Here is a 23,164-nt window from a genome sequence, read left to right on the forward strand (position 1 = left end):
GCGTGAATGATCGGTTAAATCGATTTGTTCCGTGCAGCCCAGTATTGCTCGGCGATTTCGAAAGCCTGTTCACGGCTCTGGCCGAGGCCGCGCAACGCCAACGCCATGGTCGAAATCAGCGCCATTTGCGGGTAGCTGTCGACCACATCGCCGCGCCAGACAGCCTTCAGATGCTCGATATCCAGCGACGCGGGTTTGACGTGACGCTGCGCCGACAACTGCGGCCATTCCTCGTCCCAGCTCTCGCCGCCAGTGGTGCCGTACAAGTGGCTGTCGGCATCCGGGTTGATCTCGATTTCGCCGCCGTCGCCCTTGATCACGATCGCCGTATCGCCGAGCAGACCGCTGGCATCGCGGTGCACCGCTTGGTAGCCGGGATGGAAAATGCTCTGCAAACCGCAACGCGCGCCCAACGGATTGAGAATCCGTGCCAGCGAGTGGATCGGCGAGCGCAGGCCGAGGGTGTTGCGCAGGTCGATCATCCGTTGCAACTGCGGTGCCCAGTCCACCAGTGGCATGAAGGCCAGGCCACCGTGATCCAGCGCCGCGCCGACCTGTTGCCAGTTGCGGCACAGCGGGATGTTCAGCTCGCCCAGCAGTTGTTCGGAATACAAACGCCCGGCGGTGTGCGCGCCGCCGCCGTGCATGAAGATGCGCACGCCGTTCTGCGCCAGGCACTTGGCCGCCAGCAGATACCACGGCAGGTGACGCTTCTTGCCGGCATAGGTCGGCCAGTCCAGATCTACATTCAGCGCCGGCGCCTGCAGGCGTTCGCGCAGGGCTTCGGTGAAACCGGCCATCTCCTCGGCGCTTTCTTCCTTGTGTCGCAGCAACATCAGGAAAGCGCCGAGTTGGGTTTCTTCAACCGCTTCGTCGAGCACCATGCCCATGGCTTCCCGGGCTTCCTCGCGGGTAAGGTCGCGGGCGCCGCGCTTGCCCTTGCCGAGGATGCGCACGAACTGGGCGAACGGATGCTCGGCGGGCGTTTCGAGGGTCAGCGCTGGATAGTCGGTCATAGGCAATTCGTCGGTTTGGGCAGGCCCGCCAGTTTCGCGGCGAGTTTGGCAGGGGTGCCTTTGAACAGTCGGTTCAGGTGCAGGCTGTTGCCTTTCTCCGCGCCGAGCTTGAGCGCGGTGTACTTGATCAGCGGCCGGGTGGCCGGCGACAGCTGGAATTCGGCATAGAAGCTGCGCAGAAGTTCGAGGACTTCCCAGTGTTCCGGGCTCAGTTCGATGTCTTCGGCAGCGGCGAGGGCGCTGGCGACTTCTGCCGACCAGTCGTTGAGGTCGACCAGGAAGCCGTCCTTGTCCAGTTCGATGGCGCGGGCGCCGACGGTCAGCGCATTCATAGCCAGGAATTGACCTTGTCGTGGTGGATCGACAGTTCGACGAAGGCCGGATAATCGATGGCTTCGGCCCAGTCCGGAACCTGCACGGCGCGGGCTTGCGCATCTTCGGCCAGCACGAATAGTTTCACTCGGCGAGTTTCCAGCGCATTGAACGGCGCGGTGCCGGGTTGCAACGCATAAGCGGCATCACCGCACAGCAGCAGCGCGTCGGCAGTGCCGAGCAGACGCAGGCAACTGGTCAGGCGTTCGTCGCCGAACGGGGAATGAGACAACACATGCAAAGTCGACATCAGAGGGTGATCACCTGGTCGTAACGGTCAATAAGGGCGGTGATTTCATCGGCGGCCAATGGCTGCGCCTCGTCCAGCGAACGATCGCCGAGGCCGCGAGCACTGGCGCTGTCGGCGCAGTAGAACAGCTCTTCGACGCCGAACATCGGCAGCGCTTGCAGGTTGGCGCTCAGGTCTTTTTGTTGCAGGGCCTTGGCGTTCTGCCCGGCGGCCAGTTGCAGCACGCCGTCGTCGAGAAACAGCAGGCCGATTGGCAGGTCAAAGGCACCGCCGGCCAGCACGATGTCCAGCGCTTCGCGGGCGCCGGGGCCGGACCACGGCGATTGACGGCTGATGATCAGAAGGGATTTGGCCATGTCATGCGCCTCCGAAGCAGATCAGACGGTCGGCATCCTGCACCGCGTCATGCAATTGGCCGAGACCGGACAATTCCCACGGCGCGCTGACCGCCACGGCATCACGCTGATAACGCCCGGCTTCCTCGGCATTCAGCACGCCACGGCGCAGGGCGGCAGCGATGCAGACTACGCCGTCGAGGTTTTGTTCGGTGATGAAGGTTCGCCATTGTTTGGGCAGGTCCAGTTCGTCCTGCGGCGTAACTACAGCTTCGGACGCGTTGTAGACCCCGTCCTGATAGAAAAACAGCCGGACAATTTCATGCCCGCCGGCCAGCGCAGCCTGCGCGAACAGCAGGGCGCGGCGCGAGGAGGGCGCATGGGCGGCGGAAAACAATGCAATGGCGAACTTCATGACGGACTCGATCAGCAAAACTGCGGCCATGATAAAGCTTTCTCGGCGGGGCGGCGAAGCCGATGTTGCCGCAGACGTCAGCGCGGCATGTAACCCAACTGCCAGCGCCGTGGGATTTTCAGCGAGACCACGCCGATCAACGCAGCCAGCAAACCGCTGGCGTACAGTGCCTTGAGCCCCAGGTGATGCTCCAGCATGGCACCGAGGATGGCGCCGATGAACATCCCGCTCCACGGCACCAGTTGCACGCGCCAGCCATTGCGTCGCTCGCCCATGATCCAGCGCCCCAGACCGCGGCCGAACCGTGAAAGCGCACCGGTGACATAGGTCAGCCCGACGGCCAGACCGTTCACCTCCTCCACGGCAGCATTGAGCATGCCCATGGCGATGATTGCCGCCAGCAGCGCCGGCAATTGCACCTCGGACGGCCAGGCGGCGGCCCCGCAGAGCAGCGTCGCGATGCACAGCAGCAACGGCAGTGCGCGGCGCCCACCGAGGCGACCGATCACCACACCGAGGGCGTTGCCGACGATAAACGTGGCGACCAGGATCACCAGCCGCAGCGTCAGACTCACATCGCCATCACTGATCGCCACCGCCAGGCGTGTGGTGTTGCCGCTCATGAATGAAACGAAGTCGCCACTGGCCATGAAGCCGATGGCATCGGTCATCCCCGCCAGCACTGAAAGCGCAGCCACCATTGCCAGCCCTATGCGACCGCGCCATTTTTGCGTGTACAAGTGGCCGGGGCTGGCGCGGTGAGTCGAGGCGGTTGGCAGCATTGGTGCAGAGGTCCTTGCTTAGAGGTCAGGGTTCTATGCCATAAAGGTCGCAATATTCCAACCAGTCCATCCCGGCCATCTCCGCCACCTCGCGGTGCACTTCCAGGCGTTGCGCCTGATATTCCTCGGGAGTGGCCGCAGTCAGTTGCAGCGTCAGCTCCCAGGCGAACAGACCCTGGCTTTCGGCCTCGGCTTCAAAGGCTTCGTGCAGACGTTCCTCGCGGTACTGTGCCGGGGTTTCGCCCTTGGCCTGGGCCAGCAACGGATTGAGATGGTCGAGGGAATCGCGCAGCTCGGGGCGTGCGTCGAGAAACAGTTTGAGGGCATGTTCATGTCGCTGGTCGGTAGGCGCCATGGGGCTTCCTTGTGGGGCTGATGACCTTAATGTGCCGCAGCTGTCGGCGGGTGTCGCGCTCTAAATGCAGTAAAGCAGAACGATTTTGCGCGTTGCGGTGATACAGTCCGCTTTTTTCCGAATGAGCGAATGCAATGCGAATGCTGATGGTGGCACTGGCGGCAACCCTGCTGGCCGGTTGCGCGGGTTCGGTGATGGAAGATGCCCGCACTCAAACTCCTTACAAGGTCCTGAATTCGGACAAACCTGAAAAAGTCGTGGCCGAATGTGTGCAGTTCGCCTGGCAGGACGAAGCAGTGTTCGGCGTGGATGCGGCGGCGTACCTGCAACCGGGCAAGAAGGGTGGCTCGACGGTTTATACCCGTTCGGCGGAGTCGTTCGTCGACTTGACCACTGATGCGTCCGGCACCGTGCTGAATTACTACGCGCAGAAGGACGACTTTGTCGCCAAGCGCCGGTTGGCGGCGTTGGCGACCTGTCTGTAAACCTGGCGATCCGTGGGGCTCAGACGTCCAGACGTTTCTGGAAAAACATTCGTTTGTGCCCCGGCGGGTAATCCGCCAGCTCGCCAAACTGGCTGTACCCCAGCTTTTTGTAGAACTCAGGCGCCTGAAAATCGAAGGTGTCGAGCCAAGCCCCGATGCAACCTTTCTCCCGCGCCAGGTCTTCGGCCATGCGCATCAATTTCGAGCCGATCCCCTGATGGCGACTCTGCTCCGGCACCGACAGCAGATCGACAAACAACCACTGGCAGACCAACCGGCCATAGAGTCCGCCCAAAATCGCGTCATGTTCGTCGCGTACCAGCAGCGTGAGCGGCTCCGATACGGCAATCCCGGCCTGAGCGACGTTATAGGCGTGCAATGGCGCCAGAATGGCCAGGCGTTCTTCTTCCGTGGAGTCTTGCGACAGCTCGATCCGTAAACTCATGTGCAACATCCTTATGGCAGTGAACCGGCAGCCTATCGCGCCTCGACGGATTGATCCATCCCGGTATCGAGCAGTTGGAACCGTCGCTCTCGCGCCGGGGTCTAGCGCTTGAAGGCGTTCATTCCGAATGCGTCTGCCGAGGAGAGTCCATGAATATTTTCGAAGCCCTTCGCGAGAGCCACGACCGCCAGCGCGGCTATGCCAAGACCTTGATCAAGACCAGCGGCGACACCCCGGAGCGCGTCGAAGCCTACAAGCAACTGAAGGCCGAGCTGCAAGCCCACGAGACCGCCGAAGAGCGCCACTTCTACATCCCTTTGATGGAGTTCGACAACGGGGTCGACCTCAGTCGCCACGCCATCGCCGAACACCATGAAATGGACGAAATGATGGAGGAGCTCGACGAGACCGAAATGTCCAGTCCAGCCTGGCTGGCCACGGCGAAAAAGCTCTCGGACAAGGTCCATCACCACTTGAAGGAGGAGGAGCAGAAGTTCTTCCAGATGGCCGGCAAGCTGCTCGACGACAAACAGAAAGAACAGCTCGCCGGGCAGTATGAAAAGGAGTTCAAGGCGCAACTTCCCTGAGTGCTTGAATGCAGGTTTTCGTAGCGACGCTGTGTAGGCTTTTTGCCATGCGTTGGGTGAGCGTCGTCGCAATGAACTGTATTTATATCCAGTATTTTCGATGTTTTTCGGGTATTGCCCAGGCGGGCTGCGACAAAACCGCCGATGGACAAAAAATCCCCCTCCGTTAGCTTGAAGACCTCTCCCCGGAAAGGAGAGTTCTTAAATCAATGGAGTGAAAAACATGAATCAACCACAAGCTCAAACCCAACTGCGACACGGTCGCGTCATTTCCCCTGCAAGCCGCGGTGCGGTGGCCATCGAACAAGGATTGCTCGGTGGCTGGCAGGTCAACGAGATGGAGGGCGGCAAGAACTTCCCGGCACTGGTGGCCGGTCCGTTCCCGGCGCCTTTCGAGTCGGACAACCCGAGTGTCGTGCCACCGGCCGACGGGCACATTCTCAGCGGCGGCAAGGACGACGCCCGTGACTGTGTGAACTTCACCGACGAGGAAATGAGCAAGAAGCTCGGTCGCCCGTTCACCTGGCCGCTGCTCAACGTCACCCCTGGCCAGACCCTTGAGGTCAAATGGGAATACACCGCACCGCACACCACTCGCGGTTACCGCTGGCTGATCACCAAGGATGGCTGGGACCCGAAACAACGCATCACCCGTGCGCAACTGGAAGCAAAACCGTTCGCCGAGGACTTCTATCCGCAAGTGCCGTACTACAGTCATTCGGCGGAGCTGAAGGCCAAGGTCAATCACGCGGTGAAACTTCCGGCCAACAAGCAAGGTCGTCACGTCATCGTCCTGATGTGGATCGTCGCCAACACCGGCAACGCCTTCTATCAGGCCTTCGATGTGGACTTCAAATAAGTCCGCAACACCTACCTACACGTTCTGAAGGATTAGAACATGTCAAATATCGACTTCACGTTAATGCAAAACCAGGCGAGCGACGCGGCTTCGCTGATGCCGAGCATCGCCGGCAAGAAGATCCTCATGGGCTTCTGGCACAACTGGCCCGCGGGCCCGAGCGATGGCTATCAGCGCGGTCAGTTCGCCAACATCGCTCTGGAAAACGTGCCCAAGGACTACAACGTGGTTGCGGTCGCGTTCATGAAGGGCAGCGGGATTCCGACCTTCAAGCCGTTCAACGTTTCCGATGCCGAGTTCCGCCGTCAGGTCGGCGTACTCAACAGTCAGGGCCGGGCGGTGCTGATTTCCCTCGGCGGCGCCGATGCGCACATCGAATTGCGTGCCGGTCAGGAGCAACCACTGGCCAACGAAATCATTCGTCTGGTGGAGACCTACGGCTTCGACGGGCTGGACATCGATCTTGAACAGAGCGCGATTGATTTCGCTGCCAACAAGACTGTCCTGCCGGCCGCCCTGAAACTGGTCAAGGATCACTACGCAGGCCAGGGCAAGCATTTCATCATCAGCATGGCGCCGGAGTTTCCGTACCTGACCACCTCCGGCAAATACGTCGGTTACCTGCAGGCACTGGAAGGCTACTACGACTTCATCGCGCCGCAGTTCTACAACCAGGGCGGTGACGGTGTCTGGGTCCCCGAGGCCAATAACGGCAACGGGGCGTGGATCGCGCAGAACAACGATGCGATGAAAGAGGACTTCCTCTATTACCTGACCGAAAGTCTGGTGACCGGCACGCGCGGGTTCACGAAGATCCCTGCGGACAAGTTCGTCATCGGTCTGCCAGCCAACGTTGACGCCGCGGCCACCGGTTACGTGATCGACAAAAATGCGGTCGGCAATGCGATGAAACGCCTGGCGGTCAAGGGGCATCCGATCAAGGGCCTGATGACCTGGTCGGTGAACTGGGACAACGGCACCAGCAAGGATCGTGTGCCGTACAACTGGGAGTTCAGCCGGCGTTATGGACCGCTGATCAACGGCGTGGCGGCAGCCACGCAGGTGCCAGATGTCGCAATGGCCGACATGGCCCGTCAGCGGTAAATCGAATGAAAAAGCCCGGTAGCGCTGCCGGGCTTTTTTTCGCCTAACATGGGGCTTTTCCGGCCAAGACAAAGGATGAAGCGTCATGCCCAACACCGCCGAGCGGATCAACATCGTCGACACTCAGGTGTTGTCCCACGACTGGTATCTGCTGAAGAAAATCACCTTCGACTACCTGCGCAACAACGGTGAATGGCAACGCCAGACCCGCGAAGTCTACGACCGCGGCAATGGTGCGGCGATTCTGTTGTTCAATCGTGAGAAGCGCACGGTGGTACTGACTCGTCAGTTCCGCTTGCCGGTGTTCGTCAACGGTCACGATGGTCTGCTGATCGAGGTGGCTGCCGGACTGCTGGAAGGCGCGGCGCCGGAGCAGCGCATCCGCGACGAGGCTGAAGAAGAAACCGGATATCGCGTGCACGAGGTGAGGAAGGTGTTCGAGGCATACATGAGCCCGGGCTCGGTGACCGAGAAACTGCACTTCTTCGTTGCCGAATACGACGCGGCGTCAAAAGTCAGCGACGGTGGAGGCCTGGAGGAGGAAACCGAGGAACTGGAGGTTCTGGAGTGGCGCTTCGACGATGCCATGGCCGCGTTTCATCGTGGCGAGATCTGCGATGCCAAGACCATCATGCTGTTGCAGTACGCGGCGATGAATAACTTCTTCGGCGCTTAAAACAGCTCGCCGGTTTTGCCGATGTCTGACCACTGGCCACCTTCCAGTGTCAGCAAGCGCTCCTTGGCTTCAAGGCCGCCGGCAAACCCGGTCAGTTTTCCCGAAGCCCCAATCACCCGGTGGCAGGGCGCGATGATCGAAATCGGGTTTCTGCCGTTCGCCGCGCCGACGGCACGTACCGCGCTGGGATGGCCGATCTGTTCGGCGATCTGGCTGTAGGTGCGGGTCTCGCCGAACGGAATGGTCAGCAACGCGGCCCAAACCTTTTTCTGGAACTCGGTGCCGGCAAAGTCCAGCTCCAGATCGAACGCACTTCGCGTTCCGGCAAAATATTCTTCCAGTTGTCGCGCGGTTTTCACCAGTACCGGGTTGTCGGGTGCTTCGGTCATTGGTCCGAGGCGCACCCGGTTCGGTTTGTCGTTTTCCCAGAGGATGGCGGCCAGTCGTGAGCCGTTCGCGACCAGCTTCAACTCGCCGACGGGCGAGGGCAGGGTGATGAACGTGTAGGCCATGGGAAAAACTCCGGGTCGGGTCGGAAACAGCGTCCAGCATACTTCCGGATCGGGGAGGCGCAAACCGCAATCGCGACCATACTGGCTGATGCTCTTGAAGCGCTTTCCTACCTTATAAAAAGAAGAGACCGACTCATGAAGTACGAACCTTTTGCCAAATCGCTGATTGCGACCTCATTGGCGCTCAGCTGCCTCATGGCCCACGCCGCCTCGGTTGCCCCGGTCGCCGCCGAAAACGGCATGGTGGTCACCGCCCAGCACCTGGCCACCCACGTGGGTGTCGATGTCTTGAAAAGTGGCGGCAACGCGGTGGATGCGGCGGTCGCCGTGGGCTACGCACTGGCGGTGGTTTACCCGGCAGCGGGCAACCTCGGTGGTGGTGGTTTCATGACTATCCAACTGGCGGACGGACGCAAGACCTTCCTCGACTTCCGGGAAAAAGCCCCGTTGGCCGCGACGGCCAATATGTACCTCGACAAGGATGGCAACGTCATTCCTGATCTGAGTACCCGTGGCCACCTCGCGGTGGGCGTTCCGGGCACGGTCTCCGGCATGGAACTGGCACTGACCAAGTACGGCACCAAGCCGCGCAAGGACATGATCGCGCCGGCCATCAAATTGGCGGAAGAAGGTTTCGAACTGGAGCAGGGCGACGTCGATCTGCTGGACTACGCCACCGACGTGTTCAAGAAGGACATGAAAGATTCCGGCTCGATCTTCCTCCACAACGGCGAGCCGATGCAGGTCGGGCAGAAACTGGTGCAGAAGGATCTGGGCAAGACCCTGCGTACCATTTCCGAGAAAGGCGCCGATGGTTTCTATAAAGGCTGGGTAGCCGATGCCATCGTCACCTCCAGCCAGGCCAACAAGGGCATCATCACTCAGGCCGACCTCGACAAATACAAGACCCGCGAACTGGCCCCGGTGGAATGCGACTATCGCGGTTACCACGTGGTGTCGGCGCCACCGCCAAGTTCCGGCGGGGTGGTGATCTGCCAGATCATGAACATCCTCGAAGGCTATCCGATGAAGGATCTGGGCTTCCATTCGGCCCAGGGCATGCACTACCAGATCGAGGCGATGCGCCACGCCTATGTGGATCGCAACAGCTATCTGGGCGACCCGGATTTCGTGAAGAACCCGATCGAGCACCTGCTGGACAAGAACTACGCGACCAAGCTGCGCAACGCGATCCAGCCGCAGAAGGCCGGTGTGTCGGCTGAGCTGAAACCTGGCGTTGCGCCTCACGAAGGCAGCAACACCACGCACTACTCGATCGTCGACAAATGGGGCAACGCGGTCTCGGTCACCTACACCCTCAACGACTGGTTCGGCGCGGGTGTGATGGCGAGCAAGACCGGGGTCATCCTCAACGATGAAATGGACGACTTCACCTCGAAAGTCGGCGTGCCGAACATGTACGGTCTGGTGCAGGGTGAAGCCAACGCCATCGCGCCCGGCAAGGCGCCGCTGTCGTCGATGAGCCCGACCATCGTCACCAAGGACGGTAAAGTGGTGATGGTGGTGGGCACGCCGGGTGGCAGTCGCATCATCACGGCAACCTTGCTGACCATGCTCAATGTCATCGACTACGGCATGGGTCTGCAGGAAGCGGTCGATGCACCGCGCTTCCACCAGCAGTGGATGCCGGAGCAGACCAACCTCGAGGACTACGCCGCGAGCCCCGACACGAAGAAAATTCTCGAGAGCTGGGGTCACAAGTTTGCGGGCCCGCAGGACGCCAACCACATCGCCGCGATTCTGGTCGGAGCGCCGTCGCTGGGGGGTAAACCGGTGGGCAAGAACCGCTTCTACGGCGCCAATGATCCACGGCGCAACACCGGGTTGTCTTTGGGTTACTGAGAAGGGTAAAAAGGGGGCGGGCACACGTCCGCCCCTGTCTCAAGGACCGATCAAGGAAGGCTCACCATGACCACCGCATTGCTGATCATCGATGTCCAGCGCGCCCTGTGCACAGGCGAATACGAGTGCCACGACATCAAACGGGTGATCGACACCATCAACGGCCTCAGCGCCCGGGCGCGCAAGGCTGGCGTCACAGTCGTGCTGATCCAGCATAACGAGAAGGACAGCCCGCTCGCTTACGGCGCCGAGGGCTGGCAACTGGCCGATGGCCTGAATACCGCACCGAGTGACCTGCACGTCGACAAGACCGCCAACGACTCGTTCTACCAGACCAACCTGCAAAAGCTGATCCCCCGGGAAGACTTCGATCGCCTCGTGATCTGCGGCTTGCAGACCGATTACTGCGTCAACGCCACCGTGCGCCAGGCCCATCAACTGGGCTACGACGTGGAGCTGGCAGCCGACGCGCATTCCACCGTCGACAACGGCAACATGAGCGCCGAAGACATCATCGCCGAACACAACAAGGACTGGGCGCACCTGACCGGTTCCGTGGCGCGGATTGATGTGAAACCGGCGGCCGGGATCGCGTTCTGACTCTCTTGAAGTAACCGTTGAAATTTCCAGAGCATCGATAGCCCGGGCGCGGCATACTGCCGCCGCCTCAGGAATGGAATCTGTCGATGCTCGCTTTCAATCTCCGTCACGCCTTGCTGCTGACGTCCCTCGTTTTTGCTGCCAACTCCCAAGCTGCCAGTTTCGACTGTGCCGGCGCTTCCAGCCCGGTTGAAAAAGCCATTTGTGCGGATCCGGATCTCTCGGGACTCGATGACAAACTGTCTGCAGTCTGGCGTTCGGCGCTGGCCAAAGTTGCCGATCCCGAAGCCCTCAAGGCTGATCAGCGGATGTGGCTGAAAAGCCGCAATAGTTGCGACCAGCGGCTGGCCTGTCTGCGCCGCAATTATCTGATGCGAATTACCGAGCTCGATTACGTCGCCAAACCTTTTGGCTGGAACGCCACATGGCAGCTCATCCCTGATGGTCCCTCGACAGCCGCCCAAATCAATACCCGGCAGCGCGACGCCGGGCATATCGCTTTCGATATTTCGGCGGCAGAGGGCGGCAACTCGGGCGATCTGGAGGGTGTGGCTGTGCTGAAGGGTAAGCAGGCCGATTACGCTGAAGGTGAATGTGCGCTGAGCTTTACGGCGATCAACGGCATTCTGAATGTTGTTCAGGATGGTTCCGACGCCGCCTGCGGTGGGGGCATGGGGGTTTTCTACGCTGGTCGCTATGTGGCTTCCGAGCAACCATTGAAGATCGAATACGATTTGCTCAGCCTTGGACTCGCCCGTTCGTCTGAGGACAACGCGACGCTGCATGCGTTACTCAACGCTGACTATCAGGTGCTGGTTGAAACATCCGGTTCAATGATGATCGGCGACCCCGGTGCAGATGTGCCGGACGGTCAGGTTGTGGAAATGTGGATGCGTGGTATAGGGGGGACGGCGATTTTCATGAGCGCCCCAAGCAGCCGGTTTTGGGTGATGCTGATGGCCTACGACGGCAAGGGAAATGCTCGTGTTCGTTACTACACCAACGTGGCGCAATGGAAAGCTCGATTACCCGACGTCATGCAGGCCTGGTACAAGCAAAGGTCAGGTGAAGCAGCGCTGCCGCTGGATTTCATGCCCTGACGCTTCAGGTCGCAAACATCAACCTGCGAACATCACTCACCGGCTCGGACACCACACCGCCCAGCACCAGCCGCGTAATGGTATCCGCCGCCCTTTCATAGTCCTCATCCTGCGGCACTTCGCGCCCGGTGATGCGCCCCATCTGCCAGCCGATATTGGTGTAGGTGCGCGTCGCCGACCAGATGAACAACATCAAATGCTCGGGATCCACCGGGGCCAGCAAGCCGCGTTCGATCCAGCTGCGCAGGCACTCGACATTGCGCCGGGCTTCGGCGTGCAGCAGGTCGCGGCATTCATCGGGCAACTGGCGACCGCCCAGCAGCAGTTCACCACTGAACACCTTGGCAATCGCCGGATGCTCGCGGGCGATGCGGATGCGTGCCGCGACGTAGGCACGCAGGCCGATCAGCGGGTCATCACTTTCGCGCAGCACCGCCGAGGCTTCCAGCAGCGGCTCGACGAAGCCGAGCAGCACTTTGCCGTAGAGGTTTTCCTTGCTCTGGAAGTAGTAATAGAGATTGGCCTTGGGCACACCGGCGCGGGCGGCGATGTCGCGGGTCTGGGTCGCGTCGAAGCCGTTGGCGGCGAACTCTTCGCTGGCGGCCTTGAGAATCTGTTGCTGGTTGCGTTCGCGGATGCTGCTCATGGAAGGCGTTGAAAGTCTGGCGATTTCGGGTTCGCAATATACAAAACTATATAGCGATTAAGCCAGCGAACTCGACGGACAGCGCTATGCTGGTGCAATCATTGGCATTGATCGGGGAGGGGATATGAGTCTTCAGGCAATACGCGCCAGCGTGGATCATCTGGATGCGGTGGCCGAACTGTTCGACGGTTATCGCGGCTTTTATGGCCAGCCATCGAACCTTGAGCAATCGCGGGCCTTCATCGCCGAGCGCATGGCTGGCGATGAATCAGCGATTTTTCTGGTTCAGGATCAAAGCGGCGAAGCGCTGGGATTCGTGCAGTTGTACCCGACGTTTTCATCGATAGACGCCCACCGCACCTGGCTGCTCAGCGACCTGTTCACCACGCCGGCCGCTCGAGGCCGTGGCGTCGGGCGATTGCTGATGAACACCGCCCGCGACTTCGCCGTGGAAACCGGTGCCAAGGGCCTGGTGCTGGAAACCGCCACCGACAATTTCACGGCTCAGGGTTTGTACGAATCCCTTGGCTGGGTGCGTGACACAGGCTATTACACCTACAACCTGGACCTGCGACAGGGCTGATTCGGTCAGTCGGCCTGGGCCAGCAATCGTTCGATCTGCGCCATTTCCCAGGTGCTGAGCAGGCTGACCGGGTCGGTGCCGAAATGTTGAGTGGTGTCGAGTGTCCATACGCGACCTTCCGGGCACCGGCATTGCAGGCAGTGGTGCAGGCGTTGGCCGTCAAAGTCGAGCGACAGGTGCCAGCCGTCGATCTCGACCGACATCTGGTCGGTCCCGGATTCCTGTGCAATACGCCGTAATGCGCAAACGCCCAATGCCGCATCGCGCAGGCGCTGGCAGACTTCGCGGGTGGATAGAGATGACATGTGCAAACCCGAAGATCAACGAAGCGCGCAAGCATAAAACGCCGGGACGTCCCTGTCAGCGACCGCTGGCCCGTGCCCGGGCAATTGCGTAACATCCGCAACCCTCTTTTTCCCGCGAATACAGCGGCCGTCAGTATCGGCCGCGCTGTCAGGTAAGCCATGAAACCGATTCGTCTGCGCGCCGATGTCCTGGCCGGACTCACCACCTCGTTTGCCCTGTTGCCCGAATGCATTGCGTTCGCGCTGGTGGCTCACCTCAATCCGCTGATGGGCCTGTATGGCGCCTTCATCATTTGCACGCTGACCGCGCTGTTCGGCGGCCGGCCGGGCATGGTGTCCGGGGCGGCCGGTTCGATGGCGGTGGTGATCGTCGCGCTGGTGGTGCAGCACGGCGTGCAGTACCTGCTGGCGACGGTGTTGCTCGGCGGCCTGATCATGATGGCCTTCGGGCTGTTGCGCCTGGGCAAACTGGTGCGCATGGTGCCGCACCCGGTGATGCTCGGGTTCGTCAACGGTCTGGCGATCATCATTGCGCTGGCGCAACTGGAGCATTTCAAGAGCGGCGAGCAGTGGCTCAGCGGCACGCCGTTGTACCTGATGGCCGGGCTGGTGTTGTTGACCATGGCCATCGTCTACATCCTGCCGCGCCTGACCCGCGCCGTTCCGCCGGCACTGGTGGCGATTCTCGGCGTCGGGGCGCTGGTCTATCTGCTCGGCCTGCCGACCCGCACCCTCGGCGACATGGCGCACATCGCCGGCGGTCTGCCGACGTTCGCGTTGCCGGACATCCCGTACAACCTCGAAACCCTGCGCATCATCGCGCCCTACGCGATCCTGATGGCGCTGGTCGGCCTGCTGGAAACCCTGCTGACCCTCAACCTTACCGATGAAATCACCGAAAGCCGTGGCTACCCGGATCGCGAATGCATGGCGCTGGGCGCGGCGAACATGGTCTCCGGTGCGTTTGGCGGGATGGGCGGTTGCGCAATGATCGGCCAGACCGTGATCAACCTCAGTTCCGGCGGGCGCGGGCGGTTGTCCGGCGTGGTGGCGGGTGTGTTGATTCTGTTGTTCATTCTGTTTCTGTCGCCGCTGATCGAGCGGATTCCGCTGGCGGCGTTGGTGGGGGTGATGTTCGTGGTGTCGCAGCAGACGTTTGCCTGGGCCTCGTTACGGGTGCTGAACAAAGTACCGCTCAACGATGTGCTGGTGATCATCGCGGTCACCACCATCACGGTGTTCACCGATCTGGCCACGGCGGTGCTGTGCGGGATCATTATCGCGGCGCTGAATTTTGCCTGGCAGCAGGCACGCGAACTGTACGCCGATGAACATCTGGAAGCCGATGGCAGCAAACTCTATCGCCTGCACGGCACGCTGTTCTTTGCCTCGACCACGCCGTTCCTCAATCAGTTCGACCCGGCCAACGATCCTCAGCGCGTGACGCTGGACTGCCGGCACCTGAGCTTTGTCGACTACTCGGCCATCGCCGCGCTGAAAACCCTGCGCGAACGTTACGCCAAGGCCGGCAAGCAGTTGCAGGTGTTTCACCTGTCCGAGCGCTGCAAGAAACTGCTGAAACGCGCCGGGGTCGATCACGACTGAGATCGACCCCGGTCACTGTCAGGCATCGATAGCCGGGAAGTCGATGTCGGTCAGTGCGGTGTTGTTGAGGTAGTTGGTCAGGGTCTGCACGGCGACGATTGCGATCACTTCGATGATCTTCTTGTCGTCGATACCGGCAGCGCGGGCGGCGGCGATCTGTTCATCGCTCAGATGGCCACGGGTTTCGGTCAGTTGATGGGCGAGGGTGGCAAAAGCATTCAGCCTGCCGAGACGCGCGTCGATGATTTCTTCTGCTGCCAGCCCCGCCTTGCTGGCAAACAAGGTGTGCGCCGCCAGGCAGTAATCGCAGCCGTTGACCTGCGACGTGGCGAGGTACACCGCTTCTTTTTCCTTGGCGCTCAGGGACGTTTTGCCCAGCGTGGCGGAGACTTGCACGTAGGCATCCAGTGCGGCTGGGGCAACCGCCAGGGTCTTGAACAGGTTGGGCAGGAAACCGATTTTTTTCTGCACGCCTTCCAGGGTCGGGCGGGTGGCTTCGGTGGCGTTTTCAAGGGTGATCGGGGCAATGCGGCTCATGGTGGTTCTCCGAAAGTCCGGTGCGAAGTGCGCCGGGGATGGAGGTCATGTTATTGAGCGAGGCTGGTGCCTTGGGTGCAAATCGTCGAGGATATGCGACAGATCGTCCAAACCTGTCGTCGAGGATTCGTCCATGGATCGCTTGTCCACGTTACTCAGCCATTTCGGCGTGAATGCCGGCACCTTCCACAGCGGTACTTTCTGCGGCATCAGTGCCTACGGTGGCGATCAGGTCTGCGGTCATGTGCATCTGTTACAGGCCGGGCAAGTGCTGCTCAAACCGGGAAACGAACCCGAACTCACGCTCAGCGAACCGACGCTGATTTTCTTCCCCCGACCGTTTGCTCACCGACTGTTCGCCGACGAGGCCATGAACACGCAACTGGTGTGCGCCTCGCTGACCTTCGATGGCGGCGCGGGCAATGCGCTGGCGGCGGCGCTGCCGGATTATCTGGTGCTGAAACTCGCCGACCTTCCGGAAATGGCCAGCACTCTGGAATGGCTGTTCAAGGAAGCATTCGACGGTCATTGCGGGCGTGAAGCGGTGATGGATCGGCTGTTCGAACTGCTGGTGATTTTGCTGTTGCGCCATCTGATCAGCAGTCGCAACCAGCAGCCGGGCATGATGGCGGGGCTGGCCGACCCGAAGATTTCCCGTGCATTGAGCCTGATGCATGACCAACCGGCCAAGGCCTGGAGCGTCGCCGAACTGGCCGCGACCGTGCATTTGTCCCGTGCCGGTTTTGCCGAGCATTTCCGGCGAGTGGTGGGGCAGACGCCGGTGGATTATCTGGTGAGCTGGCGCGTCAGCCTCGCGCAGAAACGTCTGCGCGAGGGGCGGCCGATTGCCTTGATCGCCGAAGAAGTCGGCTATGAAAGTCCTTCGGCGCTGGCCCGGGCGTTTCGGCGCAAGACCGGGCTCAGTCCACGGGAATGGAAAGCGGGAACGAGCTGATCATCTGGCGAATTTCTTCGCCCCGGCCACGCACAAAATCACGCCCAACGTGACCACCAGCATGCCGACGCTGACATGCTCATGCAGCAACGTCGCCGCCAGCGCCAGGCCGAAAAACGGCTGCAGCAATTGCAACTGCCCGACTGCCGCAATTCCGCCCTGAGCCAGGCCGCGATACCAGAACACAAAACCGATCAGCATGCTGAACAGCGAAACGTAAGCCAGGCACACCCACGCCGACACGCTGATACCGCTGAACGAGGCGGGCGCCCGCCATACGCTCAACACGGCCATCGCCGGCAGCGACAACACCAGTGCCCAGCAGATCACCTGCCAGCCACCAAGGGTGCGCGACAGTTTGGCGCCTTCGGCATAACCGAGACCGCAGGCGAGGATCGCCGCCAGCATCAACAGATCCCCGGTGGGCGAGGCGGTCAGTCCCTGGGATACCGCAAAGCCGACCACCAGCGAACTGCCCAGCACCGAAAAGATCCAGAACACCGGACGCGGCCGCTCACCGCCGCGCAACACGCCGAAAATCGCCGTCGCCAGCGGCAGCAATCCTACAAACACAATGGAATGCGCCGACGTCACATATTGCAGCGCGAGGGCGGTCAATAGCGGGAAACCCACGACGACACCCAGTGCCACGATCAACAACGAGAACCACTGATCCCGCGCCGGGCGTCGTTCGCGAAACAGCCACAACAGGCACAGCGCCAACACCCCGGCGATGGTGGCGCGGATGACGGTGAGGAACACCGGGTCGAATTCCAGCACCGCCAGCCGCGTGGCCGGCAGCGAGCCGCTGAAAATCACGACGCCGATGAAACCGTTGATCCAGCCGTTGGTTTTTTCCAGGGCCGGTGCGGGCAGATTCGTGGTTCGTTCCATGTCGGTCATGCTCAAAAGTGGGGTTGCTTGTGGCTCATCCTAGGGTTGAGAATCAGCACAATCAAAGAATTGTCATGGATACATCCCGACATGCCGCGCTCCCGGTACAAGACCCTCGTTGATACCTATGCCGCCGACATTCGCAGCGGTCGCCTGTTGCCCGGCACGCGTCTGCCGACCCATCGGCAATTGGCGGCGAGCGAAGGGCTGGCGCTGGTCACAGCGTCGCGGGTGTATGCGGAGCTTGAGTCAATGGGGCTGGTCAGCGGCGAAACCGGGCGCGGCACGTTTGTTCGGGAAACCTCGTTGTTGCCGGGGCAGGGGATCGATCAGAAAGACATTGCCGTCGGCATGATCGACCTCAACTTCAACTATCCGTCGCTGCCGGGACAGGCCGATCTGCTGCGCACCGCTTTGCGGCAATTGGCGCTGTCCGGCGACCTTGAAGCGCTGCTGCGTTATCAACCCCACGCCGGGCGCCAGCATGAAAGGGCCTCGGTTGCCCGGCATTTGCAGGCGCGAGGCTTGAACGTCGACGCCGAGCAGGTGTTGATCGTCAACGGTGCCCAGCAAGGGCTGGCGGTGACGCTGATGGCACAGCTCAATCCCGGTGACGTGATCGCGGCCGATGCGCTGACCTATTCAGGCTTCAAGGTGCTTGCCGAAGCGCTGCACCTTGAACTGGTGGCGATCCCCGTGAACGAGAGAGGTCCGGATCTGGCGGCGCTCGACAGACTCTGCCGCAACCGCCCGGTGCGCGCCGTCTACAGCATGCCGACCCTGCACAATCCGCTGGGCTGGGTGATGCCGCTGGCGCAGCGTGAACAACTGGTGGCGATTGCCCGACAACATGATCTGACGATCATCGAAGACGCTGCCTACGCCTTTCTGGTCGATAACCCACCGCCACCGCTGGCGGATCTGGCGCCGGAGCGCACGGTGTACGTCTCGGGGCTTTCGAAAAACATTGCCACGGGCCTGCGCGTCGGCTTCATTGCGGCGCCACTGAAAATCGTCCCGGCACTGGAACGCATCATCCGCGCCACCACCTGGAACACGCCGGGGGTGATGACTGCGATTGCCTGCGGCTGGCTCGACGACGGCACGGTCACCTTGCTGGAGGCGCAAAAGCGCGATGACGCCCGGGCCCGTCAGGCGCTGGCCGCTGAAATCCTGCAAGGCTTGCCGATGGTTGGTCATCCATCTTCGTATTTCCTCTGGCTGCCGCTGCCGGAAGACGCAAGGTCCGATCAGGTGGTGATCGAGCTGATGAAAGCGCAGATCTCGGTCACCAACGCCGAGCCGTTCACCGTTTCGGCCCATGTGCCCCACGCGATCCGGCTGGCGCTCGGCTCGGTAGACATGCTTGTCCTGCGTCAAGCCTTGCTCAAAGTCCGGCAGGTGATCGCGGCTTACCTGTAGCGCAACGCTCCCCGCAGGATTACCCTTGGCGCCGCCGAAGATCTGGATGCTCCCGATGAAAAACACCGCGTTACTGACCCTCGCCCTGATCCTCAACGCAGGCCTGTTCAGCACGCCCGCCCTGGCGGCTGGCGACGCCGAGGCCGGCAGCAAAATCTTCCCGCGCCTGTGCGGCGGCTGCCATCAGGTCGGCGAATCCGCCCGCCCCGGATTCGGCCCGCAACTCAACGGCATCATCGGCCGCCCGGCGGGGACGTCGGCGAACTACGTGTACTCCGATGCGATGAAGAACTCCGGCATCACCTGGAATCGTGAAACGCTGACGGCGTATCTGAAAGATCCGAAGGGTGTGGTGCCGGGGACGCGGATGATCTTCTGGGGGCTGAGTGATGAGGAGAAGATTGATAATTTGTTGGCGTATCTTCAGTCATTTCCCAATCAATGAGCTTAATGGCGGGGACCGCGCAACGCCGTTCCCGCGTTCAATTTTCCTGCTCGGCCTGACCGGCAAACCACCCCATCACCACCCCACACGCCGGATGTGCTGCCGCCGACGGCTGCACGCACAACGAATAAATCCCCCCGGTTTTCAGCGGTTCCCCGAACGGCACCACCAACACCCCACGCTCGATGGATTCTGCCGCGAGTGTCATGTCCGTCACCGCCACACCCAATCCCCGCGCCGCCGCGTCCAGTGCCAGTTCATCGAGATTGAACGGAATGTGCCGGTAATCCTCCAGCGGTCTGCCGTCGTTCGCGGCCAGCCATTCGATCCATGCCTGGCGATCCGCCGAGCGATGCAGCAAGGCAAAACGCTGCAGTTCTTCGACTGACCGGGGGGCGTCCACCAAACCGGGGGCGCACACCGGCACCAGGGTTTCCTGAAACAGCGTCAGGCAGTCCGGATCACTCGATGCCGTCGGCAAATAAAGGATGTACGCGTCGCTGTCACTGGTGGGCTCGACGACTTCGGTGGCAACGGTTTCGATGGCCAGCGAAACCTCGGGATGACGCAGATAAAAGTCGCTGAGTCTGGGCAACAACCAGCGCACCGCGAGCGACACATGCAGGCGAATGCGGAACGGGCGCTTCTGCGGCGTGAGGCGTTCTTCGAGGTTTTTCAGTTGCTCGAAAATGCTCCGCGCGCTCGCCAGAACCAGCTCACCTTCCGGCGTCAGGTGCAGGTTGCGACTGGTGCGCACGAGCAGCACCACATTGAAGTGGCTTTCCAATTGCTGGATCTGCCGGCTGACGGCGCTTTGGGTCAGGCACAACGTCTGCGCAGCCTGAGTGAAGCTGCCGCATCGGGCGACTTCGACCAGTGCCTGCATGGCTTGCAGTGAGGGAACGTGGCGAATTTTATCCATGCGTTTTCAGAATGGCTCGATGATTTCTTAGCGTTGGTGAGGCGTTTGAAGACCCTATAGATTCTAGTTCTGGCGGCAATCTTCACAACACGAGCATGCGATTCACGCATGGCTATCCCCAGAAGGCAAGCCGCCGAACGACAGTCTTACGAGGTGATGCATGGACAATATCTGTGGCTGGATCGCGCAAGCCGGAAACGCCCCGGCACGTGGTCGCCTGAGCGGGGCGCAAAAAGCCGACTGGCTGGTGATCGGGGCCGGGATCACCGGGCTCAGCGCCGCGCATAACCTCGCGAAATTGCATCCCGAAGCACGGATTGTGGTGGTGGATCGGCAATCGGCGGCGCAAGGAGCTTCGGCGCGCAACTCGGGGTTCGTGGTCGCCCATGAACACCCGGCCGACAGCGAACTGATCGGCGCCGCAGGCTTTGCCGGGTTTGAAGTCGACACGGCGATTTCCCGTGCTGCCAGCGAAGAAGTCCGCCAATGCATTGCCCGACACGCCATCGACTGTGACTTCCGTGACAGCGGTTATTTCTTTGCCGTCAACGACCCGGCCAAGCTCAATCAGGTCGATGCGAAACTGGCCACGCTGCGCGCCCTCGGTGCCCGCGCCGAGTTTCTGCAAGGCGAGGCGCTGAGCCAGAAGCTCGGCACTCGCCACTATCAGGCTGCGATCTGGTGCGGCAACGGCAACGCGCTGCTGCAACCGGCCAAGTACGTGAAGGGCTTGCTCGATGCCCTCCCGGACAATGTCACGTTGTTCGAGAACACCGATATTTCCGCTCTTGAGCGCGTCGGTCAGGGACGTCTGCGTGCCCAAGGTGCCGAAGGCAGTATCGAGGCGAAGCAAGTGCTGGTGTGCCTCAACGCGTTCATTCCGCGCGTCGGGATCAGCGACAGCGCCACGTTCCCGATGGAGTTGAGTGCCAGCCTCACGCGCCCGCTCACGGATCAGGAATTCGCGGCCATCGGTTCGGTCGAGCCGTGGGGCGTGCTGTCGACCCGGCCGTTGGGCGCGACTGTGCGGTTGACCCCGGATCGCCGGGTGATGATCCGCAACACCGCCGAATACCGCACGCGAGACCTGTCCAACCGCGAACTGGTTTTGCGCCGGCAACATCATGTGCGCGGTCTGCAACGGCGTTTTCCGTTTCTCGGCGAGCAAGACATTCGCTACACCTGGACCGGCCATTTGAGTGCAAGCCGCAGCGGCCAGGCCTATTTCGACCGGGTGGAAGAGGGCGTTTTCGCCGTCGCCGGTTGCAACGGTTCAGGAGTGGCGCGTGGAACCCTGTGGGGGCGGCTGTTGGCGGAGCTGGCATCGGGCGTCGACTCGCCCTTGCTGCAATCGGTGATGCAACGGGCGGAACCCGGCTGGCTGCCGCCGCGACCTTTCTTCGATATCGGTGCCATGCTTCGCATGCGCGTGGAGGCGGTCAGGGCCAGAACAGAAATCTGAAATTCCGCACATCCCACAAGAACAAAAGCCACTCAATTCAGGTGACAGAACATGCGCGTCCACACACTTTCCCTGGCGGTCCTGCTTGCAACGGCATCGACTGGCGCCCTGGCCGACGAAGCGGTCAACATTTCCAACTGGAACGGCTACATCGCCGACGACACCCTGGCCAACTTCACCCAAGCCACCGGCATCAAGGCCACTTACGACATCCATGACAGCAACGAAGTGCTGGAATCGAAGTTGATGACCGGCAATACCGGTTACGACGTGGTCAGTCCGTCGAACCACTTTCTGTCGCGGCTGATCAAGGCCGGCGCGATCCAGAAACTCGACAAGTCGCAACTGCCGAACTGGAAGAACCTCGACCCGGTGTTGATGAAGAAACTCGAAGTCAACGATCCGGGCAATCAATACGGCTATCCGTACATGTGGGGCACCGCCGGCATCGGCTACAACGTCGAGAAGATCAAGGCGATTTTCGGCAACACCGACGTTACCCGCTCGTGGAAGCTGTTTTTCGACGAGGACAACATCAAGAAGTTGAGTCAGTGCGGCGTGGCGATCATCGACAACCCGACCCAGGTATTGCCGATCACCCTCAACTACCTGGGCCTGCCGCCACACAGCCATGAACCGGCGGATTACAAAAAGGCTGAGGCGGCCTTGTTCAAGATTCGCCCTTACGTGCAGTACTTCCACGCGTCGAAGTACATCAGCGATCTGGCCAACGGCAACGTCTGTGCGGTGATCGGTTTCAACGGCGATGTCGTCCAGGCGGCCGCCAGTGCCAAGGAAGCGAAAAACGGTATCGACATCGCTTATTCGATTCCCGACGAAGGCACAACGCTGTGGTTCGACATGGTGGTCATGCCCAGGAACGCGCCCCACCAGAAGAACGGCTACGCCTACATGAACTACCTGCTGGAACCGAAGGTGATCGCCAACATCAGCAACAGCATTCACTACGCCAACCCCAACGCGGCAGCGAATGAGTTCCTGACGCCGGCGGTGAAACAGGATCTGGCGATCTACCCGCCGAAAGCGGTGATGGACAAGTTGTTCACCGTGGAAGAGTTGCCGGCGGCGATTGCGCGGTTGACGACGCGGTTGTGGACCAAATTGAAGACCAATACCTGAAGAGACTCGTGAAGCGCTGCCGGCAGCGCTTCATGAAACATTTGCAGGTTGATACCAATGTGCCATTGCCTCCAGTAAAGTGTGCGCCGCCCGAGAGATGGATCCCGGGCGTTTACCCATGGAGTCTTGCAGTGAAATACCTCAGCAAAGTAGTCGCCACCGCACTGTTCGGTGTGGTTCTGGCAGGTTGCACCGGCACCCCGATGAACACCAAACACTACGACAGCAACCAGTACACCGTGATTGGCCACAGCGAAGCGACCGCCACCGGCCTGATGCTGTTCGGCGTGATCCCGATCCGGCAGAACAGCCGTTTCGTCCGCGCGCAAGAGGCCGCCATCCAGGCCAAGGGCGGCGATGCGATGATCAACACCCAGGTTCAGGAAAACTGGTTCTGGGCATGGGTCCTGAGCGGCTACACCACCAAGGTCTCCGGTGACGTGGTCAAGCTGAAAACCGTTCAGTAAGCGACGGCTGGATGTGAAAAAGCCC

29 protein-coding genes and 1 pseudogene are annotated in these 23,164 nt (G+C 61.0%); 16 read left to right on the plus strand and 14 right to left on the minus strand.

Going from position 1 to position 23,164, the window contains the following annotated elements:
* Nucleotides 1-14: 14 nt before the first annotated feature.
* The 7 genes from OQ248_RS21860 to OQ248_RS21890 form a co-directional block, all read right to left on the minus strand.
* Complete coding sequence (locus tag OQ248_RS21860) at nucleotides 15-1,016, minus strand: glycosyl transferase family protein (RefSeq protein ID WP_265813965.1); 1,002 nt, start codon at nucleotides 1,014-1,016, stop codon at nucleotides 15-17.
* Nucleotides 1,013-1,348: a TusE/DsrC/DsvC family sulfur relay protein gene (locus OQ248_RS21865; RefSeq protein WP_007958196.1), complete on the minus strand. Its 336-nt coding sequence runs from the start codon at nucleotides 1,346-1,348 to the stop codon at nucleotides 1,013-1,015. Before OQ248_RS21865 ends, OQ248_RS21860 begins: the two co-directional genes overlap by 4 nt.
* Nucleotides 1,345-1,638, minus strand: a complete 294-nt coding sequence (gene tusB / locus OQ248_RS21870; protein WP_114883996.1) for a sulfurtransferase complex subunit TusB — start codon at nucleotides 1,636-1,638, stop codon at nucleotides 1,345-1,347. Before tusB ends, OQ248_RS21865 begins: the two co-directional genes overlap by 4 nt.
* On the minus strand, nucleotides 1,638-1,994 hold the full coding sequence (gene tusC / locus OQ248_RS21875) for a sulfurtransferase complex subunit TusC (RefSeq protein ID WP_192558394.1): 357 nt from the start codon (nucleotides 1,992-1,994) through the stop codon (nucleotides 1,638-1,640). Before tusC ends, tusB begins: the two co-directional genes overlap by 1 nt.
* Before the next feature lies 1 nt (nucleotide 1,995).
* Nucleotides 1,996-2,388, minus strand: a complete 393-nt coding sequence (gene tusD, locus OQ248_RS21880) for a sulfurtransferase complex subunit TusD (RefSeq protein WP_265815124.1) — start codon at nucleotides 2,386-2,388, stop codon at nucleotides 1,996-1,998.
* Nucleotides 2,389-2,465: 77 nt separating this feature from the next.
* Nucleotides 2,466-3,170, minus strand: a complete 705-nt coding sequence (locus OQ248_RS21885) for a YoaK family protein (RefSeq protein WP_265813967.1) — start codon at nucleotides 3,168-3,170, stop codon at nucleotides 2,466-2,468.
* Nucleotides 3,171-3,195: 25 nt separating this feature from the next.
* Nucleotides 3,196-3,525 carry a DUF6388 family protein gene (locus OQ248_RS21890; protein ID WP_265813968.1) on the minus strand — a complete coding sequence of 110 codons (330 nt, stop codon included), beginning with the start codon at nucleotides 3,523-3,525 and terminating at the stop codon, nucleotides 3,196-3,198.
* A 134-nt stretch (nucleotides 3,526-3,659) separates the two neighbouring features.
* On the opposite strand from OQ248_RS21890, the gene OQ248_RS21895 reads away from it, so the two are divergent.
* Nucleotides 3,660-4,010, plus strand: coding sequence for a hypothetical protein (locus tag OQ248_RS21895; protein WP_085712367.1), 351 nt, complete (start codon nucleotides 3,660-3,662; stop codon nucleotides 4,008-4,010).
* Between the two features lie 19 nt (nucleotides 4,011-4,029).
* On the opposite strand, the gene OQ248_RS21900 is transcribed toward OQ248_RS21895, so the two are convergent.
* On the minus strand, nucleotides 4,030-4,455 hold the full coding sequence (locus OQ248_RS21900) for a GNAT family N-acetyltransferase (RefSeq protein WP_265813970.1): 426 nt from the start codon (nucleotides 4,453-4,455) through the stop codon (nucleotides 4,030-4,032).
* 149 nt (nucleotides 4,456-4,604) lie between these two features.
* Here OQ248_RS21900 and OQ248_RS21905 point away from each other — a divergent pair, with 149 nt between their 5' ends.
* From OQ248_RS21905 to OQ248_RS21920, 4 genes and pseudogenes are all read left to right on the plus strand, one after another.
* On the plus strand, nucleotides 4,605-5,042 hold the full coding sequence (locus OQ248_RS21905) for a hemerythrin domain-containing protein (protein ID WP_085712365.1): 438 nt from the start codon (nucleotides 4,605-4,607) through the stop codon (nucleotides 5,040-5,042).
* A 223-nt stretch (nucleotides 5,043-5,265) separates the two neighbouring features.
* The gene (locus tag OQ248_RS21910) at nucleotides 5,266-5,901 is read left to right on the plus strand and encodes a lytic polysaccharide monooxygenase auxiliary activity family 9 protein (RefSeq protein WP_248743173.1); all 636 of its coding nucleotides are present in this window, start codon (nucleotides 5,266-5,268) and stop codon (nucleotides 5,899-5,901) included.
* 39 nt (nucleotides 5,902-5,940) lie between these two features.
* Nucleotides 5,941-6,942 (plus strand): annotated as a pseudogene (locus OQ248_RS21915) (chitinase); the annotation flags it as partial.
* Between the two features lie 148 nt (nucleotides 6,943-7,090).
* A complete protein-coding gene (locus OQ248_RS21920; protein WP_265813971.1) occupies nucleotides 7,091-7,681 on the plus strand; it encodes an NUDIX domain-containing protein in 591 nt (196 codons plus the stop codon).
* On the opposite strand, the gene OQ248_RS21925 is transcribed toward OQ248_RS21920, so the two are convergent.
* The gene (locus OQ248_RS21925) at nucleotides 7,678-8,193 is read right to left on the minus strand and encodes a methylated-DNA--[protein]-cysteine S-methyltransferase (RefSeq protein ID WP_119427051.1); all 516 of its coding nucleotides are present in this window, start codon (nucleotides 8,191-8,193) and stop codon (nucleotides 7,678-7,680) included. The two genes, OQ248_RS21920 and OQ248_RS21925, sit on opposite strands and share 4 nt — an antisense overlap.
* A 135-nt stretch (nucleotides 8,194-8,328) precedes the next feature.
* Between OQ248_RS21925 and ggt the strand changes: the two genes are divergently transcribed.
* The 3 genes from ggt to OQ248_RS21940 all read left to right on the plus strand — a co-directional run bounded on the left by ggt (nucleotide 8,329) and on the right by OQ248_RS21940 (nucleotide 11,756).
* On the plus strand, nucleotides 8,329-10,056 hold the full coding sequence (gene ggt / locus OQ248_RS21930; protein ID WP_085711597.1) for a gamma-glutamyltransferase: 1,728 nt from the start codon (nucleotides 8,329-8,331) through the stop codon (nucleotides 10,054-10,056).
* 66 nt (nucleotides 10,057-10,122) lie between these two features.
* On the plus strand, nucleotides 10,123-10,656 hold the full coding sequence (locus OQ248_RS21935) for a cysteine hydrolase family protein (RefSeq protein ID WP_265813972.1): 534 nt from the start codon (nucleotides 10,123-10,125) through the stop codon (nucleotides 10,654-10,656).
* An 86-nt stretch (nucleotides 10,657-10,742) separates the two neighbouring features.
* Nucleotides 10,743-11,756, plus strand: coding sequence for a lysozyme inhibitor LprI family protein (locus OQ248_RS21940; protein WP_265813973.1), 1,014 nt, complete (start codon nucleotides 10,743-10,745; stop codon nucleotides 11,754-11,756).
* A 4-nt stretch (nucleotides 11,757-11,760) separates the two neighbouring features.
* Here the strand turns inward: OQ248_RS21940 and OQ248_RS21945 are convergent, their stop codons facing one another.
* Nucleotides 11,761-12,402 carry a TetR/AcrR family transcriptional regulator gene (locus tag OQ248_RS21945; protein ID WP_265813974.1) on the minus strand — a complete coding sequence of 214 codons (642 nt, stop codon included), beginning with the start codon at nucleotides 12,400-12,402 and terminating at the stop codon, nucleotides 11,761-11,763.
* A 124-nt stretch (nucleotides 12,403-12,526) separates the two neighbouring features.
* Between OQ248_RS21945 and OQ248_RS21950 the strand changes: the two genes are divergently transcribed.
* Nucleotides 12,527-12,985 (plus strand): GNAT family N-acetyltransferase, encoded by a 459-nt coding sequence (locus tag OQ248_RS21950; RefSeq protein ID WP_265813975.1) that lies wholly within the window; start codon nucleotides 12,527-12,529, stop codon nucleotides 12,983-12,985.
* A gap of 5 nt (nucleotides 12,986-12,990) precedes the next feature.
* Here OQ248_RS21950 and OQ248_RS21955 read toward each other — a convergent pair whose 3' ends face one another.
* Nucleotides 12,991-13,290: a hypothetical protein gene (locus tag OQ248_RS21955; RefSeq protein ID WP_265813976.1), complete on the minus strand. Its 300-nt coding sequence runs from the start codon at nucleotides 13,288-13,290 to the stop codon at nucleotides 12,991-12,993.
* 159 nt (nucleotides 13,291-13,449) lie between these two features.
* Here OQ248_RS21955 and OQ248_RS21960 point away from each other — a divergent pair, with 159 nt between their 5' ends.
* On the plus strand, nucleotides 13,450-14,895 hold the full coding sequence (locus OQ248_RS21960; protein ID WP_265813977.1) for a SulP family inorganic anion transporter: 1,446 nt from the start codon (nucleotides 13,450-13,452) through the stop codon (nucleotides 14,893-14,895).
* Between the two features lie 18 nt (nucleotides 14,896-14,913).
* On the opposite strand, the gene OQ248_RS21965 is transcribed toward OQ248_RS21960, so the two are convergent.
* Entirely contained in the window at nucleotides 14,914-15,432 is a 519-nt protein-coding gene (locus tag OQ248_RS21965) for a peroxidase-related enzyme (protein ID WP_265813978.1), read from the minus strand.
* Between the two features lie 133 nt (nucleotides 15,433-15,565).
* On the opposite strand from OQ248_RS21965, the gene OQ248_RS21970 reads away from it, so the two are divergent.
* Nucleotides 15,566-16,387, plus strand: coding sequence for an AraC family transcriptional regulator (locus OQ248_RS21970; RefSeq protein ID WP_265813979.1), 822 nt, complete (start codon nucleotides 15,566-15,568; stop codon nucleotides 16,385-16,387).
* Here the strand turns inward: OQ248_RS21970 and OQ248_RS21975 are convergent, their stop codons facing one another.
* Nucleotides 16,388-17,281 carry a DMT family transporter gene (locus OQ248_RS21975; RefSeq protein ID WP_265813980.1) on the minus strand — a complete coding sequence of 298 codons (894 nt, stop codon included), beginning with the start codon at nucleotides 17,279-17,281 and terminating at the stop codon, nucleotides 16,388-16,390.
* A 90-nt stretch (nucleotides 17,282-17,371) separates the two neighbouring features.
* Here OQ248_RS21975 and OQ248_RS21980 point away from each other — a divergent pair, with 90 nt between their 5' ends.
* Complete coding sequence (locus tag OQ248_RS21980; protein WP_265813981.1) at nucleotides 17,372-18,703, plus strand: PLP-dependent aminotransferase family protein; 1,332 nt, start codon at nucleotides 17,372-17,374, stop codon at nucleotides 18,701-18,703.
* Nucleotides 18,704-18,758: 55 nt separating this feature from the next.
* Nucleotides 18,759-19,148: a cytochrome c family protein gene (locus OQ248_RS21985; RefSeq protein ID WP_248740917.1), complete on the plus strand. Its 390-nt coding sequence runs from the start codon at nucleotides 18,759-18,761 to the stop codon at nucleotides 19,146-19,148.
* Nucleotides 19,149-19,185: 37 nt separating this feature from the next.
* Here the strand turns inward: OQ248_RS21985 and OQ248_RS21990 are convergent, their stop codons facing one another.
* Nucleotides 19,186-20,070, minus strand: a complete 885-nt coding sequence (locus OQ248_RS21990) for a LysR substrate-binding domain-containing protein (RefSeq protein WP_265813982.1) — start codon at nucleotides 20,068-20,070, stop codon at nucleotides 19,186-19,188.
* Nucleotides 20,071-20,230: 160 nt separating this feature from the next.
* Between OQ248_RS21990 and OQ248_RS21995 the strand changes: the two genes are divergently transcribed.
* The 3 genes from OQ248_RS21995 (at nucleotide 20,231) to OQ248_RS22005 (ending at nucleotide 23,139) form a co-directional block, all read left to right on the plus strand.
* Entirely contained in the window at nucleotides 20,231-21,532 is a 1,302-nt protein-coding gene (locus OQ248_RS21995; protein ID WP_265813983.1) for an FAD-dependent oxidoreductase, read from the plus strand.
* Between the two features lie 51 nt (nucleotides 21,533-21,583).
* Nucleotides 21,584-22,672 (plus strand): polyamine ABC transporter substrate-binding protein, encoded by a 1,089-nt coding sequence (locus OQ248_RS22000; RefSeq protein ID WP_265813984.1) that lies wholly within the window; start codon nucleotides 21,584-21,586, stop codon nucleotides 22,670-22,672.
* A gap of 131 nt (nucleotides 22,673-22,803) precedes the next feature.
* Nucleotides 22,804-23,139, plus strand: a complete 336-nt coding sequence (locus OQ248_RS22005; protein WP_265813985.1) for a hypothetical protein — start codon at nucleotides 22,804-22,806, stop codon at nucleotides 23,137-23,139.
* Nucleotides 23,140-23,164 lie beyond the last annotated feature (25 nt).

It is taken from the genome of Pseudomonas sp. COW5 (assembly GCF_026240005.1).
Classification (GTDB): Bacteria; Pseudomonadota; Gammaproteobacteria; order Pseudomonadales; family Pseudomonadaceae; genus Aquipseudomonas; species Aquipseudomonas kribbensis.